Origin of the sequence: Mesorhizobium sp. DCY119 (genome assembly GCF_003590645.1) — a bacterium.
Lineage (GTDB): Bacteria > Pseudomonadota > Alphaproteobacteria > Rhizobiales > Rhizobiaceae > Mesorhizobium_M.
In genome coordinates, this window is record NZ_CP031834.1 from 1,107,463 (window position 1) to 1,121,531 (window position 14,069).

Sequence of the window (14,069 nt, forward strand, 5' to 3'; positions counted from 1 at the left end):
ACATGGCTGACGCTTATATCTGCGACTACATCCGCACGCCGATCGGCCGTTTTGGCGGTTCGCTGTCCTCGGTTCGGGCCGACGATCTTGGCGCTGTGCCGCTGAGGGCCCTTATCGAGCGCAACGCTTCGGTCGACTGGGCGGCGGTGGACGATGTCGTCTATGGCTGCGCCAACCAGGCTGGCGAGGACAATCGCAATGTCGCGCGCATGGCGCTGCTGCTGGCCGGGTTGCCGAAGGACGTTTCGGGCTCGACCGTCAACCGCCTTTGCGGTTCGGGCATGGATGCGCTGACGATTGCCGCGCGCGCCATCAAGGCGGGCGAGGCGGAACTGATGATCGCCGGCGGCGTCGAGAGCATGAGCCGCGCGCCCTTCGTCATGCCCAAGGCCGACACGGCCTTTTCGCGCAATGCCGAAATCTACGACACCACCATCGGCTGGCGCTTCATCAACCCGGTGATGAAGAAGCAGTATGGCGTCGATTCCATGCCGGAAACCGGCGAGAACGTCGCTGCGGATTTCAACGTTTCCCGCGCCGATCAGGACGCCTTTGCCGTGCGCAGCCAGGACAAGGCGGTTGCCGCGCAGGCCAATGGCCGGCTCGCCAAGGAAATCACGCCGGTGACGATCCCGCAGCGCAAGGGCGACGCCATCGTCGTTGCCAAGGACGAGCATCCGCGCGCCGGCACCACCGTCGAGACGCTGGCCAAGCTGCCGACTCCCTTCAAGAAAGAAGGCGGCACCGTGACCGCCGGCAATGCCTCTGGCGTCAATGACGGCGCTGCTGCGCTCATCGTCGCCTCGGAAGCTGCGGTGAAGAAATACGGCCTGACGCCGATCGCTCGCGTGCTCGGCGGGGCGGCGGCTGGTGTCGCGCCGCGCATCATGGGCATCGGCCCGGCGCCGGCAACGCAGAAGCTCTGCGCCCGGCTCGGCATCAAGCCGAGCGATTTCGACGTCATCGAACTCAACGAAGCATTTGCCTCCCAAGGCATCGCCGTGCTCCGCGAACTCGGCATTGCCGAAGACGCGGAGCACGTCAACCCGAATGGCGGCGCGATCGCGCTCGGCCATCCGCTCGGCATGTCGGGCGCGCGCATTGCGGGTACGGCAGCGCTCGAGCTGCGGGAGCGTGGCGGCAGGCTGGCGCTGGCGACGATGTGCATCGGCGTCGGGCAGGGGATTGCGATCGCGCTGGAGCGGGTTTGAGGATTCGGCCGATTAATCTCGGTGGGCAATCGCACCTGAGGAACCCCCACCACTAACCCCTCCCCACAAGGGGGAGGGGAACTTTGTTGCGCTACTCACACCGATCTTCCGCGTTTTGGTCGCCAAGACGACGAAATCGTCCCCCTCCCCCTTGTGGGGAGGGGCTAGGGGTGGGGGTGCATCCGCCCGCTCAGCCCTGTAAGGAAACCTGCGCGGTAGCTTTAGAGCGTCCTAAGCCAGCTCGAACGCCACCGCCTTCTGCTCGCGTGACAGCAGCGTGCGCTTGCGCGTGAAACCCCAGCGATAACCGGACAGCGAGCCGTCCTTCTTCACCACGCGGTGGCAGGGAACGAGGATCGCGATCGTATTGGCCGCGCAGGCTTCCGCGACTTCGCGGGCCTCGCGCGGATTGCCGAGCTTTGCTGCGATGTCGCCATAGCTGGTGGTCTTGCCGGCGGGGATCGCGCGCAGCGCTTCCCATACGCGCTGTTCGTAGTCGCTGCCGTGCAGGTCTAGCGGTAGATCGATATCCTGTTCCGGGTGGTCGATCAGGCCGGCAAGCTTCGCGACTGTACCGCCAAGCCCAGCCGCATCTTCAACGATATCGGCGTTCGCGAACCGCTCACGCAGGGCATCGAGCGATGCCGCACGCCGATCTGAAAACTCGAACATGACGAGGCCGCGCTCGGAGCGTGCGGCGATGAAGTCACCGAGGGAGCTTTGCCCCCAGGCATAGCGAATTGTGGTGTGCATTTTTCCAATCCTTCGAAATTTTCAATGTGACTGGAAGATAAGCCCCTCTGCCGGCACAAACGACCCGATTCATGCGCTCCTGGCATTTGCTTCGTGGTCGAGCAGCCAGCGCTTGCGCTCGAGGCCGCCGCCATAGCGCACCAGGTCACCGCCGGCTCCGACAAGCCGATGACAGGGAATGACGATCGAAAGCGGATTGGCGCCGTTGGCGGCACCGACGGCGCGAATGGCCTTGGGTTTTCCTATGTGTGCGGCAAGGGCCGAATAGGCGAGCGGCTTGCCCGGTTCGACCCGGCGCAAGGCTTGCCAGACCGCGTTCTGGAAATCGGTGCCGCTCAAGTTGACGGTGATTTCGTCAAGGGCTGTTATTTTGCCGGCAAAGTAATCTGAAAATGCTTTTGTGGTTGCCGCCGGGACATGACCGGGCAACAGCACATAGCCATCGGGGCCGAAGCGTCGGCGCAGCCAGCGATCGAGGCGATGGCCGCAATCCTCGAATTCGGCAGCGCACAGGCTGCCGTCACCGTCAGCCAGCAGCACGAGGCGGCCGATTGGCGTGTCGATCGTCTCGGCGATAAGCGCCACCAAGGCTTTTTCGTCTCTTGCGGGTGCCTTTGCTCTCATCATGCTCATTTGGCGTCGTGAAAGATGATGCCAACCGTGTGACGCTTGCCCGAGCGGACCCGGCTGACGCCATGGCGCAGATTGACCCGGTAGCTGCCCTTCGTACCCTGAACCGGCCTGTTGTGCACGGCGAAAGCCACCGCATCGCCCTGGCGCAGCGGAACGACCTCGGCGCGGCTCTGCATGCGCGGGCGCTGTTCGGTCAGCACGAATTCGCCGCCGGTGAAATCCTTGCCCGGTTCCGACAGCAGGATCGCCACCTGCAGCGGGAAGGCGAGGTCGCCACAGAGGTCTTGATGCAGGCAGTTGAAGTCGCCGGGAACGTATTGAAGCAGCAGCGGCGTCGGGCGGGTCTGGCCAGCATCGTGACAGGCTTTCAGGAAATCGGCGTGGTTTTGCGGATAGCGCGCAGCGATACCCATGCGGGCGTTCCAGTCGTTCGCGATGGGCGCGAGACGGGGATAGAGCGCGGTGCGCAGGCCGCCGAGAACGTCCGGCAGCGGGTAGCGGAAGTAGCGGTACTCGCCCTTGCCGAAGCCATGCCGCGCCATATGGATATGGCTACGGAAATGTTCCTCATGCGGATAGAGTTCCGCGATGTCGCGGCATTCCTGCGGTGTCAGCAGTTTTTCCAGCACCGCGCAGCCATAACCGCTCAGATCGCCGGCAAGCGCATCCCAATCATATCCGGCGACGCGGTCCGTGGCGGTATTTGTCGGGGTTCCGGGTTCGGCGATTTTTGCTCGTGCGTTCATGGCCGTTGATCCTGTTCAGCTCGTTTCCGCAAGGTAGAGATCCATCTCGACGGCAACCACCCGAAACCTGCTTTGCCGGACGGCGCAAAAACTCAGAGCGCCTTGCGGAATGTCAGGTTGATGCGCTTGCGGCCCAGCGTTTCGTGGTCACCGTCCTTCAGCGCCAGCACCCCGTGATAGAACAGGCGCGAGGGGCCGCCCCACACGACAACGTCGCCATGGTAGAGCGGCACCTTGCGGATCGGATCGGTCCGTTTCAGGCCGCCGAACTGGAAGGTCGCGGGCAGGCCGAGCGAGACCGAGACAATGGGGTTGGCGTGGTTGCGCTCGTCCTTGTCCTGATGCAGCGAGAGCCGCGCGCCGGGCTCGTAGAGATTGATGAGGCAGGCATCGGGCTGGAAGCTCGGATAACCGGCATCAGCAGCCGCGTCGATCGCGAGCTTCAGGAACGAGGCCGGCATTTCCGGCCACGGCTTTCCCGTCAGCGGGTCGTGAGAATCGTAGCGATAGCCAGTGCGGTCGCTCACCCAGCCGGCATTGCCGCAATTGGTCATCGCCACGGACATCTCGAAGCCGCCCGGCGTCACCAGATGACGGAAGGGGGCGTTGGCAACGACGCCTTCAAGGGCGGCAAGCAGTTCGGCCTCGAATGGCAGTGCGCGCCTTCGCAGCAGGATCGCACCGTCGGCGAGCTGCTCGGTGGGCGGTTCATGAAAAGCTGTGTCGTCGAAAAGATCTCTCATGGCCTGCTCCTTTACCCTGCGTCGGCAGTGCTTAGCGATCATGCGCTGCCGGGCAACCCGTTTCCTGCGTTCCGGCTTCGGGGTCTGGATACGCAACGATAACGCTGTTTTTAATCTTCTGGTGCTGCCGCCGTAGAATCTGATAGCTGGCAGCGATCGATCAAGGCCATGCAAGGCGAATGAACAAAACCGCCGTGAGCGCGTTGAGGTCGACAAACGAGGAGCCTATCCATGCATTCTTTCATTCGTAATTGTGCACTTTCGGCACTCATAGGTGTCGGCAGCCTGTCTTTTGCCCCATCGCTGGCATCGGCCCAGACATTGCAACTCCAGCTCGGACAGGATGGTCCGCGCGTCCTGATGCGGCAGGATTGCGAGGGCCGTAATCGCAACGATCCTGGCTGCCGCGATCGCCGCGACAGGAGAGATCACCGCAGGGACGAACGCTACGGCAGCGATTCTCGCCGCGACGACAGAGGTCCGCGCTCCTGCACGCCGGACCGGGCGCTTGAAAAGGCCGAGCGCATGGGCGTGCGGCGCGCACGGATCATGGATGTCGGCCGTCGCACGATCGATGTCGGTGGCAGGTCGGAGGGCCGGCGGATTGTGGTCACCTTCAGCCGTGAACGCGGCTGCCCGGTTATCCGCTAACAGCCGATAGGCTGTGGCTCCGGTGTGAAAAGGTGCGGCGATCACATTTCTTTTCCAGCGGGGATACTGCGGTTATCATGACGATGGCTGGCCGACGTGAGTCGGCCGGTCATGAAATGGTTTAGGGGATACTTCGTGATGGTAGATCGCGTCTGGTCGATTCTGACTATCGCTGCCTGTTTCGGGCTCCTGGCGGCGGGCGGATGCTCGCGAACGTCCGATGGGTCCATCGAATTCCAAGGGCAGACGACCGACTGGTCCAATATGTTCAAGCGCCGGAGCGCGCCGGAACCGAGCCTGAGCGACGCGGTTGTCTATTCAAGTTTTCCCGCCCGTCCGGCTGAACCAGCAGTCGCCGCCCCGGCCACCAAACCCAAACCACGCGTGAAGGCCGCTCCGCGCAAGAGCAGGCCCGTTGCCCGTCCGGCGTCACAGCCAGCGGCCGCCGCCCCTGCCAAGCCGGTCTCCTGCAGCAATGTGTCCCGGCCGGGCACCCGCGTGAAATATGTCTGCAAGTAGATTTCGGCCTGCGCTGTATTCAAGCGCGGCAGGTCGTGCCTATCGCTGGTAAGGTCCGAAGCAGGCAGGATTGGTCGATACCCGGCAACCGGTATCGAAACGGGCTGAAGTGTCCGATAGATGCACGACGCCTGCGAAGCCGCCGGCAAACAGCGCTGAAATCAGGAAAACCACGCCTAGCCGGGTAACCATTGCCGCACTCCGTTTCGTCAACCGTCCCCAACGGTTTGCAATGTCACTTCGCCCGGATTCACTAAAGATTTAATCTAATTACGAAAAGCTTAACGCGCTGCGTTTCGCCACAAGAAAAAGCCGCCTCGCGAGAGACGGCTTTTCTTTGAGGCGGCGGGATAGGAGGGGACTTCACCCGCCGTTGCTGTCTAACAAGCTTCGGCCCGAAAGGTTCCATCGCGCGCGAAAGAAAGAAGTTCTGCGCCACGGGCCGTGCCGTGGAACTTTCATCGCGCGCTGCGGTTGCTGTGGCACGGGGCGATTTGGTGCCTCAACAATCCAAGGAGAATAATCATGGGTCGCGGAATCCTGCTGTGGCTGCTCGGTATACCTATCCCGATCATCATCCTCATCCTTCTGTTCGTTCGATAAGGGGTGGTCATGCAACAGACAATTTCATCGGCCGAGGCGATCGTTCCGAGCGAATCCTCGTCATCCGCTGTCTCCTGGGCGGCGATCATCGCCGGCGCGGTGGCGGCATCCTCGCTGACGCTTCTTCTGATCGTGCTGGGTTCCGGCCTTGGCCTGAGTTCCGTTTCGCCATGGTCCGGTTCGGGCGTCTCGATGACGACCTTCGCCGTATCAACCGCGATCTGGCTTATCATCGTGCAATGGTTTTCGTCAGCTTTCGGCGGCTATATCGCCGGGCGGCTGCGCACGAAATGGTCGGGCGTCCATGACGACGAGATCTATTTCCGCGATACCGCGCATGGGTTCTTGTCCTGGGCGCTGGCAACGCTGGTGGTCGCCGGCGTGATGGGCTCTGCGCTGACGTCGGTTGTGGGCGGTGGCGTGCAGGCCGCGTCGACGGTGGTTTCCGGCGCAACTTCAGCGGCTGGTGCCGGCGCAAGTGCGGCCAGCCAGAGCGGCATGGCTTCGCAGGCGAACGACATGACCTCCTACTTCGTCGATTCACTGTTCCGTCCGGCCGATCCGGCTGCGGCGAATGCGCAAGGGGCAGAAGGCAGTGCGGCGGCGGCAGGCCAGGCCACGCGCATCCTGCTTTCCAGTGCGGCATCAGGTGAAGTGTCAGCCGAGGACCGCACCTATCTCGCTCAGCTCGTCGCTGCGCGCGCCGGGCTTTCGCAGGCCGATGCGGAAGCGCGCGTCGATGGCGTCCTGAAGCGGATAGAAACCGCCAAGACCGATGCGAAACAGGCTGCGGACACTGCCAGGAAGGCTGCCGCGACATTCTCGCTGGTGACGGCGCTGTCCTTGCTGCTCGGTGCTTTCATCGCCTCGGTTGCCGCACTTATCGGCGGGCGGGGACGCGACGAGAACCCGGACGTTATGATCGTTCGATAACCAACGAGCGAGTGGATGCAAATGCCCGCCCCTTCACCGGGGCGGGCATTTGTTTGAGCAGCGCTCGATCATGAAAACATGAGCTTTTCTGGAACGTTCACTGCTCGGGGCAGTTGTCTTGCGAGTATCGAGTAAGCGTAGGAAGGGACGGATATGCAGGAAGATCGTAGACAGCTACGCGAGACGCTGCGCCAAACCTACGGCACCTTGAAGGAACTGCGTAAATCCCTTGCTGCGGTGGATGCCGACTATGCGCTGCACGACCTTGGCGCCCTGCTTTCGGTGGCGGAACAGGAAGCCTTGAACAGACTGCGCGAAAGCGAAAGCTGAGTTCCGGGACGCTGGCGTTATTCCGCCGCGAACTGGCTGTCGACCGCGTCGTCCGGCAGGTTCGGATCGCCCGGTGCGGTTTCGCAGCCGAGATCGGGGAAAGCCACCACCCGATTATTGCGGAAGTCGGTGCGTACCACCAGCAGGCCGCGTTCCTCGAAATAGGTCAGAAGCCGCCGTGCCCGCCGCGCCGAGTGACTGCCATAGACGCGGGCTATTGCAGCGTCGGAAGGGCAGGGCAAGCCGTTGACGGCTGCCTGTGCGACCGAGAGGAAAACGCCCTGCATGTCATCGGGCACGCTTGCCGATAATTCCAGTGCATGCTGCCAGGTCTCGCTCTCGGCTGTCGCGCCATCGACGCCAGCGCGGGCGACCGCCAGCTTGCGCCGGAAGGCCGGTAGTGCCAGCGGCTCGCCAGCCACGCGCCGGATGCGGCAGCGGACCAGAAAATCCTGATAGAGGATGGCGTCTGAGCGGAAGGAGGCGTCCACGTCCTCAAGAATTTCGCGCAGCACGCCTTCGATCTGCATGTCGCGCTCGGCCTCGTCGATGATGGCGAAGACCGGTTCGGCCGGGGCTTCAGGCGCTGGCTTGGGCTGCGAAAGCTGGGCCAGGATATCGGCGGTCGGGGTGGGAGCCGGCGGCGGAGGCGTGCGCCGCACGATCGGGCGTCGTTCTTCCGGGCCGGGCGTAAAAATCAGCTCGCTGAGGTCTTCGCCGGTTTCGGGAAGCGGCATCAGCTTCGGGCTGGTCGAACGCGGCGCGGTCTCGACCGTGCCGATGGTGACGGGCAAAGGCCGCCGCGCGATTGCGGGCCCGAGCGCCACGAAATGGCCGCGGCCGAGGTCGCGGAACATCTCGGCCTGACGTCGCTCCATGCCGAGCAGGTCGGCGGCGCGCGCCATGTCGATGTCGAGGAAAGTACGGCCCATCAGGAAGTTCGACGCTTCCGCCGCAACGTTCTTGGCGAGCTTGGCGAGGCGCTGCGTGGCGATGACGCCGGCCAGCCCGCGTTTGCGGCCGCGGCACATCAGGTTGGTCATGGCAGCGAGCGAAATTTTTCTCGCCTCGTCGGCAACCTCGCCGGCAGCGGACGGTGCGAAGAGCTGGGCTTCGTCGACGACGACGAGAACCGGATACCAATGGTCGCGCTCGGCATCGAACATGCCGCCAAGGAAGGCAGCCGCAGCGCGCATCTGCTGCTCGACATCGAGACCTTCGAGATTGAGCACGACGGAAACGCGATGCTGGCGGATACGCGCGGCAATGCGGGTGAGTTCGGCCTCGGTGCGCGCCGCGTCAACGACGACATGGCCGAATTTATCTGCCAGCGAGACGAAATCGCCTTCCGGATCGACAATGCATTGCTGCACCCACGGCGCACTCTGTTCGAGCAGGCGGCGCAGCAGATGCGATTTTCCGGAGCCCGAATTGCCCTGCACGAGCAGGCGGGTCGCCAGCAATTCCTCGAGGTCGAGCATAGCCGGCGTCCCGTTGGACGTCGCGCCCATATCGATGCCTACCTTCATTGCGCCTCCTCGACGCGCCGCATGATTCTCTTGTCCATTTTAGGGGTCTAGCACAGCGGGCGGGAACAGGCGTGACGGAGATTCAAGCCTGAATTTTTAATGCTCTTAGCATTGCCGTGACGACGAATGGTGGCGGTTTTGCCGAAACCCACAGATGATCTTTTGCCATGAGCTAGGCGCTGCGCTTGAAGCCTTCGCTGGCGACGAGCAGATTGCGCGTATAATCCTTGGCGACGCGGCGCGCGACGAGATCGGCTGCGGTCAGGCGTTCGACCTCTTCGCCATTCTGCATGACCATCAGCCGGTCGCACATATGGGTGATGACCGCGAGATCGTGGCTGACCATGATGAAGGTCAGCTTGCGGTCGGCGCGAATCTGCTCAAGCAGGTTCAGCACCTCGGCCTGCACCGAGGCATCAAGCGCAGATGTTGGCTCGTCGAGCAGCAGGATCGACGGTTCGAGGATCAGCGCACGGGCAATCGCGATGCGCTGGCGCTGGCCACCGGAAAGCTGGTGCGAATAGCGGAAGCGGAAACCGGAACCCAGTCCGACCTCGTCCAGCGCGCGCAGGATGCGCTTTTCGGTGTCTTCGAAACCATGGATGGCTAAGGGCTCCAGCAGCAGGCGATCGACAGTCTGGCGCGGATGCAGCGAGCCGTATGGGTCCTGGAAAACCATCTGCACCTGGCGGTAGAAAGCCTTGTCGCGCTTTCGCCCCAGCGGCTTGCCGTTGACGATGATGGTTCCGCCCGCGACCGGCGCGAGCCCTGCGACCGCGCGCAGCAGCGTCGACTTGCCGGAGCCGGATTCGCCGACCAGCCCGAAGGATTCGCCCGAAGCGACAGTGAGGCTGACATCGTTCAGCGCGACGAAGCCGTCGAAGGTGACGCGCAGCCGGTCCAGTTCAAGGGCTGCGGTCATAGCGCCCATTCCGGCTTGCGGTCGAGAACGGGCAGCGGGTGCCTGTCGGCGTCGATCTGCGGCATGCAATTGAGCAACCCGCGCGTATAGGGATGCTGGGCGTTGCCAAGCTCGGTCGCCGGCAGCTCTTCGACGATCCTGCCGGCATACATGACGATGACGCGGTCGCAGAAGGAGGAGACAAGCCGCAGATCGTGCGAAATGAAGATCAGGCCCATGCCGCGATCGCGCACGAGGCGGTCGAGAATGCCGAGCACCTCGAGCTGGACGGTGACGTCGAGTGCCGATGTCGGCTCGTCGGCGATCAGCAGTTCGGGTCCGGCGATCAGCATCATGGCGATCATGGCGCGCTGGCCCATGCCGCCGGAAACCTCATGCGGATAGAGCTTGTAAACCCGCTCGGGATCACGGATCTGCACGGCTTGCAGCATGTCCAGCGCCTGCTTGCGCGCCTCGGCCTTGCCGACCTTCTCGTGGGTGCGCAAGGTCTCGACGATCTGCCGGCCGATGGTCATGACCGGGTCGAGCGAATATTTCGGGTCCTGCAGGACCATGGCGATGCGCTTGCCGCGCAAGGTGCGCCGCTCACGCGCCGGCACGCGCAGGAGGTCGATGCCGCTGAACTCCAGCTTTTTGGCCGAAATCTCCGCGTGCTCCGGCGTCAGGCCCATGATGGCTCGGCCGGTCTGCGACTTGCCGGAACCGCTCTCGCCGACGATGCCGAGCCGTTCCTTGCCGAGCGAGAAGGAAACACCCCGCACGGCCTCGATGACGCCGGTTCGGGTCGGGAAGCTGACGCGCAGGTCCTCGACTTCCAGCAGCGCGCTCATTGGCTGCCTCCGCGCGGGTCGAGCGCGTCGCGCAGGCCGTCGCCGAGAAGGTTGAAGCCGAGGCTGACGATGAGGATGGCGAAACCGGGAGCGGCCGCCACCCACCACTGGTCGAGGATGAACAGGCGTCCCGCCGCGATCATCGCGCCCCATTCGGGCAGCGGCGGCTGTGCGCCGAGGCCGAGGAAGCCGAGGCCTGCGGCGGTGAGGATGATGCCGGCCATGTCCAGCGTGACGCGCACGATAAGCGAGGAGACGCAGAGCGGCATGATGTGGCGCAGCACGATGCGCGTCGGCGATGCGCCCATGAGTTGCACGGCGGCGATGTAGTCGGAATTGCGCACCGTCAGTGTTTCGGCCCGCGCGATGCGGGCATAGGGCGGCCACGAGGTGATGGCGATGGCGATGATGGCGTTGCCGATGCCGGGCCCGAGTGCTGCAACGAAGGCCAGTGCCAGCACCAGCTTGGGAAAGGCAAGGAAGATGTCGGTGATGCGCATCAGCACCGCATCGACCCAGCCGCCGGCATAGCCCGCGACCGTGCCAACCAGCAGGCCGATGGGGGCGGCAATGATGGCGACGAGGACGACGACCTGCAAGGTCAGCCGCGAGCCGTAGATGAGGCGCGAGAGGATGTCGCGGCCCTGTCCGTCGGTGCCGAGCCAGTGATTGGCATCGGGAAACAGCAGGCGCGAATTGGCGAGATCGCCGATATAGGGGGAATAGGGCGCCAGCACATCGGCCAGAGCCGCCACAAGGCACAGCGCGAGGATGATCAGCAGCCCGATAACGGCGAGCTTGTTGGCCGTGAAGCGCCGCCACGTCAGATAGGCGCGGCCGAGCCTTGCCTGCAGGCGCGAGGCCGGGCGCTCGGAAAGCAGCCAGTCGCGGCGGGATTGCATGGTTTCGCTCATCGTATCCGCGTCCTTGGGTCGAGTACGCGGTAGAGCAGGTCGGAGAACAAATTGAGCGCGATGAACACCGAGCCGATGACGAGCGTGCCGCCAAGCACTGCGTTCATGTCGGCGTTCTGCAGCGAATTGGTGATGTAGAGACCGAGGCCCGGCCAGGCGAAGACGGTTTCGGTCAGCACCGAGCCCTCAAGCAGGTTGGCATAGGACAGCGCGATCACCGTCACCAGCGGCACGGCGGCGTTGCGCAGCGCGTGGCCCCAGATGATGCGGGTTTCGGAAAGACCCTTGGCGCGCGCCGCGACGATGTATTCCTGCTGAAGTTCGTTGAGCATGAAGGAGCGCGTCATGCGGCTGATATAGGCGAGCGAAAAATAGCCGAGCAGCGAGGCGGGCAGGATGATGTGGGCGAAGATATCGCGAAACGCCGCCCAGTCGCCGCGCAGGATCGAATCGAGGAGATAAAAGCCGGTGATCGGCGTGAAGGTGTATTCGAAGACGACGTCGATGCGGCCGGGTCCGGCGGTCCATCTCAGCCGCGCATAGAATACCAGCAGTCCCAGAAGCCCGAGCCAGAAGATCGGCACGGAATAGCCGACCAGCCCGATGACGCGCACGATCTGGTCGGCGATGCTGCCGCGCCTGACGGCGGCAAGCACGCCGAGCGGAATGCCGAACAGCGCGCCGATGATGGTGCCGAGCGAAGCCAGTTCCATGGTTGCCGGGAAGACGCGCCTTATGTCCGACATCACCGGGTTCGTGGTCAGCACCGAGGTGCCGAAATCACCCTGCAGCGCGCCTTTCACATAGAGGAAGAACTGCTGGTAGTAGGGCAGGTTCAGTCCCATCTCGATGCGCGTGCGCTCGACCACATGGGCCGGCGCGCGGTCGCCGACGATCGCCAGCACCGGGTCGATCGGGATGACGCGGCCGATGAAGAAGGTGACGGCCAGAAGGCCAAGATAGGTCGTCACCACGATCACCACGAAACGGGCGATCGCAGCGGCGCGGGCGGAGGCGCGACCGCTTTCGCGTTTCGCCTCCGCGCGTGTTTGCGTGTTGCTCAACGAACCGATCTTCTCGGTTCTATTACTTCGAGACCGGTGCCAGGAAGTTGCTGTCGAAGCTCGGTCCGAGCTTGTAGTTCTTGACGTTGCCGCGCAGGCCGGCGACTTCCGTCTGCTGGAAGATCATCACGAAAGGGCTGGTCTCCAGCGATTCCTTCTGCAGCTTCTGGTACATTTCGGCGCGCTTGGCGTTGTCGCGTTCCAGAAGGGCTGCCTTGGTCTGCGCGGTCAGCTCCGGCACATCCCAGGAATTGCGCCAGGCCAGCGTCTTGGTGGCGGCGTCGTCCTTGTTGTCGGGATTGCTGGTGAAGGTTTCCGCATTGGAGTTCGGATCCCAGTAATCCATGCCCCACTGGCCGATATAGATGTCATGGTTGCGGGCGCGGTACTTGGTCAGCGTCTGCTTGCCGTCGCCGGGAATGATCTCCAGCTTGATGCCGGCCTGGCCGACGGTCTGCTGGATGGACTCGGCAATGCCGGTGACCGGCTGGCTGCTGCGCACGTCCATGGTGACGGAGAAGCCGTCCTTCAGGCCGGCCTTTTCCAGAAGCTCCTTGGCCTTGGCGACATCGAGCTTGAACGGCGCATCGTCGAGCGAACCGAGCACGCCCTTGGGCTGGTAGGTCTGGCGGATCTCGCCGATGCCCTTGATCAGCGTCGAGCCGATCGCGTCATAGTCGACCAGATATTTGAAGGCCTGGCGCACTTCCGGCTTGGCCAGCGTCTCGTTCTTCTGGTTCAGGCTGATGTAATAGACCGTGCCCTTCGGTGCGCTGGTGGTGGCGAGCTTGTCGTTCTTGGAAACGGCATCAAGATCGCCGGGTTCGAGGTTGCGGGCAACGTCGATATCGCCGGTTTCCAGCATCAGCCGCTGCGTGGCGCTTTCCTTGACATGGCGATAGATGACACGGGCAAGTGCCGGCTTTTCGCCGTAGTAATTGTCGTTGCGCTCGAGAACGAGCAGCTCATTGGCGCGCCAATCGCGGATCTTGAACGGGCCGGAACCGGCAAAGCCGGTCTTGAGCCAGCCATTGCCGAAATCGTTGTCGAATTTGTAGTCGTCGGTCGGCGTCACCGGCGCGACGTGTTCCAGCACCAGCTTCTTGTCGACGACTGCGCCGACGGTGGCGGTGAGGCAGTTGAGCACGAAGCTCGGCGCATAGGGTTTGTCGACGGTGAAGACGAAGGTGTTGGTGTCGGCGGCCTTGGCCTTTTCCGTCACGTTCTCGCCGGTCAGGCCGAACTGGGTGAGGATGAAGGCCGGGCTCTTGTCCATCTTGACGGCGCGCTCGAAGGACCAGGCGACGTCTTCGGCGGTGATGGGGTTGCCGGAAGCGAATTTGAGGCCGGGCTTGAGCTTGAAGGTATAGGTCAGGCCGTCGTCGGAAACGGTCCAGCTTTCGGCAATGCCGCCCTTGACCTTGGTGGTGTCGGCGATATCGAGGCGCACCAGCATGTCATAGGAATTGCCGATGAATTCCGCGGGGCTGATCTCGAAGGACTCACCCGGATCGAGCGTGATGGTGTCGTCGATGGCCCAAGCCAGAACCAGCGTGTCGGCCGGCGTCTCGGCGAATGAAGGAGCGGCGGAGAAGACCAGCATCGACATTGCCGCGCCGGCAAGCAGCGGGCGGAAGCGAGCGTTCATTTTTCCCATCATCATCTTGGTTGTTCCCTGTTTTGTTGAC

The 14,069-nt window shown here is 63.3% G+C and carries 15 protein-coding genes; 4 read left to right on the forward strand and 11 right to left on the reverse strand.

Annotated features, from left to right (window positions below):
- The first annotated feature begins 2 nt into the window (after positions 1 to 2).
- On the forward strand, positions 3 to 1,211 hold the full coding sequence (gene pcaF, locus DZG07_RS05375) for a 3-oxoadipyl-CoA thiolase (RefSeq protein ID WP_119814927.1): 1,209 nt from the start codon (positions 3 to 5) through the stop codon (positions 1,209 to 1,211).
- Between the two features lie 231 nt (positions 1,212 to 1,442).
- Here pcaF and DZG07_RS05380 read toward each other — a convergent pair whose 3' ends face one another.
- From DZG07_RS05380 to alkB, 4 genes are all read right to left on the reverse strand, one after another.
- Positions 1,443 to 1,964 (reverse strand): methylated-DNA--[protein]-cysteine S-methyltransferase, encoded by a 522-nt coding sequence (locus DZG07_RS05380; protein ID WP_119814930.1) that lies wholly within the window; start codon positions 1,962 to 1,964, stop codon positions 1,443 to 1,445.
- Between the two features lie 69 nt (positions 1,965 to 2,033).
- Complete coding sequence (locus DZG07_RS05385) at positions 2,034 to 2,597, reverse strand: methylated-DNA--[protein]-cysteine S-methyltransferase (protein ID WP_245429587.1); 564 nt, start codon at positions 2,595 to 2,597, stop codon at positions 2,034 to 2,036.
- On the reverse strand, positions 2,594 to 3,343 hold the full coding sequence (locus DZG07_RS05390) for a 2OG-Fe(II) oxygenase (RefSeq protein ID WP_119814933.1): 750 nt from the start codon (positions 3,341 to 3,343) through the stop codon (positions 2,594 to 2,596). Before DZG07_RS05390 ends, DZG07_RS05385 begins: the two co-directional genes overlap by 4 nt.
- 92 nt (positions 3,344 to 3,435) lie before the next feature.
- Entirely contained in the window at positions 3,436 to 4,086 is a 651-nt protein-coding gene (gene alkB / locus DZG07_RS05395) for a DNA oxidative demethylase AlkB (protein WP_119814936.1), read from the reverse strand.
- Between the two features lie 231 nt (positions 4,087 to 4,317).
- Here alkB and DZG07_RS05400 point away from each other — a divergent pair, with 231 nt between their 5' ends.
- Entirely contained in the window at positions 4,318 to 4,737 is a 420-nt protein-coding gene (locus tag DZG07_RS05400; protein ID WP_091909623.1) for a hypothetical protein, read from the forward strand.
- A 558-nt stretch (positions 4,738 to 5,295) separates the two neighbouring features.
- Here DZG07_RS05400 and DZG07_RS23750 read toward each other — a convergent pair.
- On the reverse strand, positions 5,296 to 5,448 hold the full coding sequence (locus DZG07_RS23750) for a hypothetical protein (RefSeq protein WP_162931556.1): 153 nt from the start codon (positions 5,446 to 5,448) through the stop codon (positions 5,296 to 5,298).
- Positions 5,449 to 5,868: 420 nt separating this feature from the next.
- Between DZG07_RS23750 and DZG07_RS05410 the strand changes: the two genes are divergently transcribed.
- On the forward strand, positions 5,869 to 6,792 hold the full coding sequence (locus DZG07_RS05410; protein WP_119814941.1) for a hypothetical protein: 924 nt from the start codon (positions 5,869 to 5,871) through the stop codon (positions 6,790 to 6,792).
- A gap of 153 nt (positions 6,793 to 6,945) precedes the next feature.
- Entirely contained in the window at positions 6,946 to 7,122 is a 177-nt protein-coding gene (locus DZG07_RS23755; RefSeq protein ID WP_162931557.1) for a hypothetical protein, read from the forward strand.
- Positions 7,123 to 7,139: 17 nt separating this feature from the next.
- Here DZG07_RS23755 and DZG07_RS05415 read toward each other — a convergent pair whose 3' ends face one another.
- From DZG07_RS05415 to DZG07_RS05440, 6 genes are all read right to left on the reverse strand, one after another.
- The gene (locus tag DZG07_RS05415; RefSeq protein WP_119814944.1) at positions 7,140 to 8,651 is read right to left on the reverse strand and encodes an ATP-binding protein; all 1,512 of its coding nucleotides are present in this window, start codon (positions 8,649 to 8,651) and stop codon (positions 7,140 to 7,142) included.
- A gap of 172 nt (positions 8,652 to 8,823) precedes the next feature.
- Complete coding sequence (locus tag DZG07_RS05420; protein ID WP_119814946.1) at positions 8,824 to 9,573, reverse strand: ABC transporter ATP-binding protein; 750 nt, start codon at positions 9,571 to 9,573, stop codon at positions 8,824 to 8,826.
- Entirely contained in the window at positions 9,570 to 10,403 is an 834-nt protein-coding gene (locus DZG07_RS05425) for an ABC transporter ATP-binding protein (RefSeq protein ID WP_119814949.1), read from the reverse strand. Before DZG07_RS05425 ends, DZG07_RS05420 begins: the two co-directional genes overlap by 4 nt.
- Positions 10,400 to 11,317 carry a nickel transporter permease gene (gene nikC / locus DZG07_RS05430; RefSeq protein ID WP_119814952.1) on the reverse strand — a complete coding sequence of 306 codons (918 nt, stop codon included), beginning with the start codon at positions 11,315 to 11,317 and terminating at the stop codon, positions 10,400 to 10,402. Before nikC ends, DZG07_RS05425 begins: the two co-directional genes overlap by 4 nt.
- Positions 11,314 to 12,381: an ABC transporter permease gene (locus tag DZG07_RS05435; RefSeq protein ID WP_119814955.1), complete on the reverse strand. Its 1,068-nt coding sequence runs from the start codon at positions 12,379 to 12,381 to the stop codon at positions 11,314 to 11,316. Before DZG07_RS05435 ends, nikC begins: the two co-directional genes overlap by 4 nt.
- Before the next feature lie 22 nt (positions 12,382 to 12,403).
- On the reverse strand, positions 12,404 to 14,044 hold the full coding sequence (locus DZG07_RS05440; RefSeq protein WP_162931558.1) for an ABC transporter substrate-binding protein: 1,641 nt from the start codon (positions 14,042 to 14,044) through the stop codon (positions 12,404 to 12,406).
- Between the last annotated feature and the right edge of the window lie 25 nt (positions 14,045 to 14,069).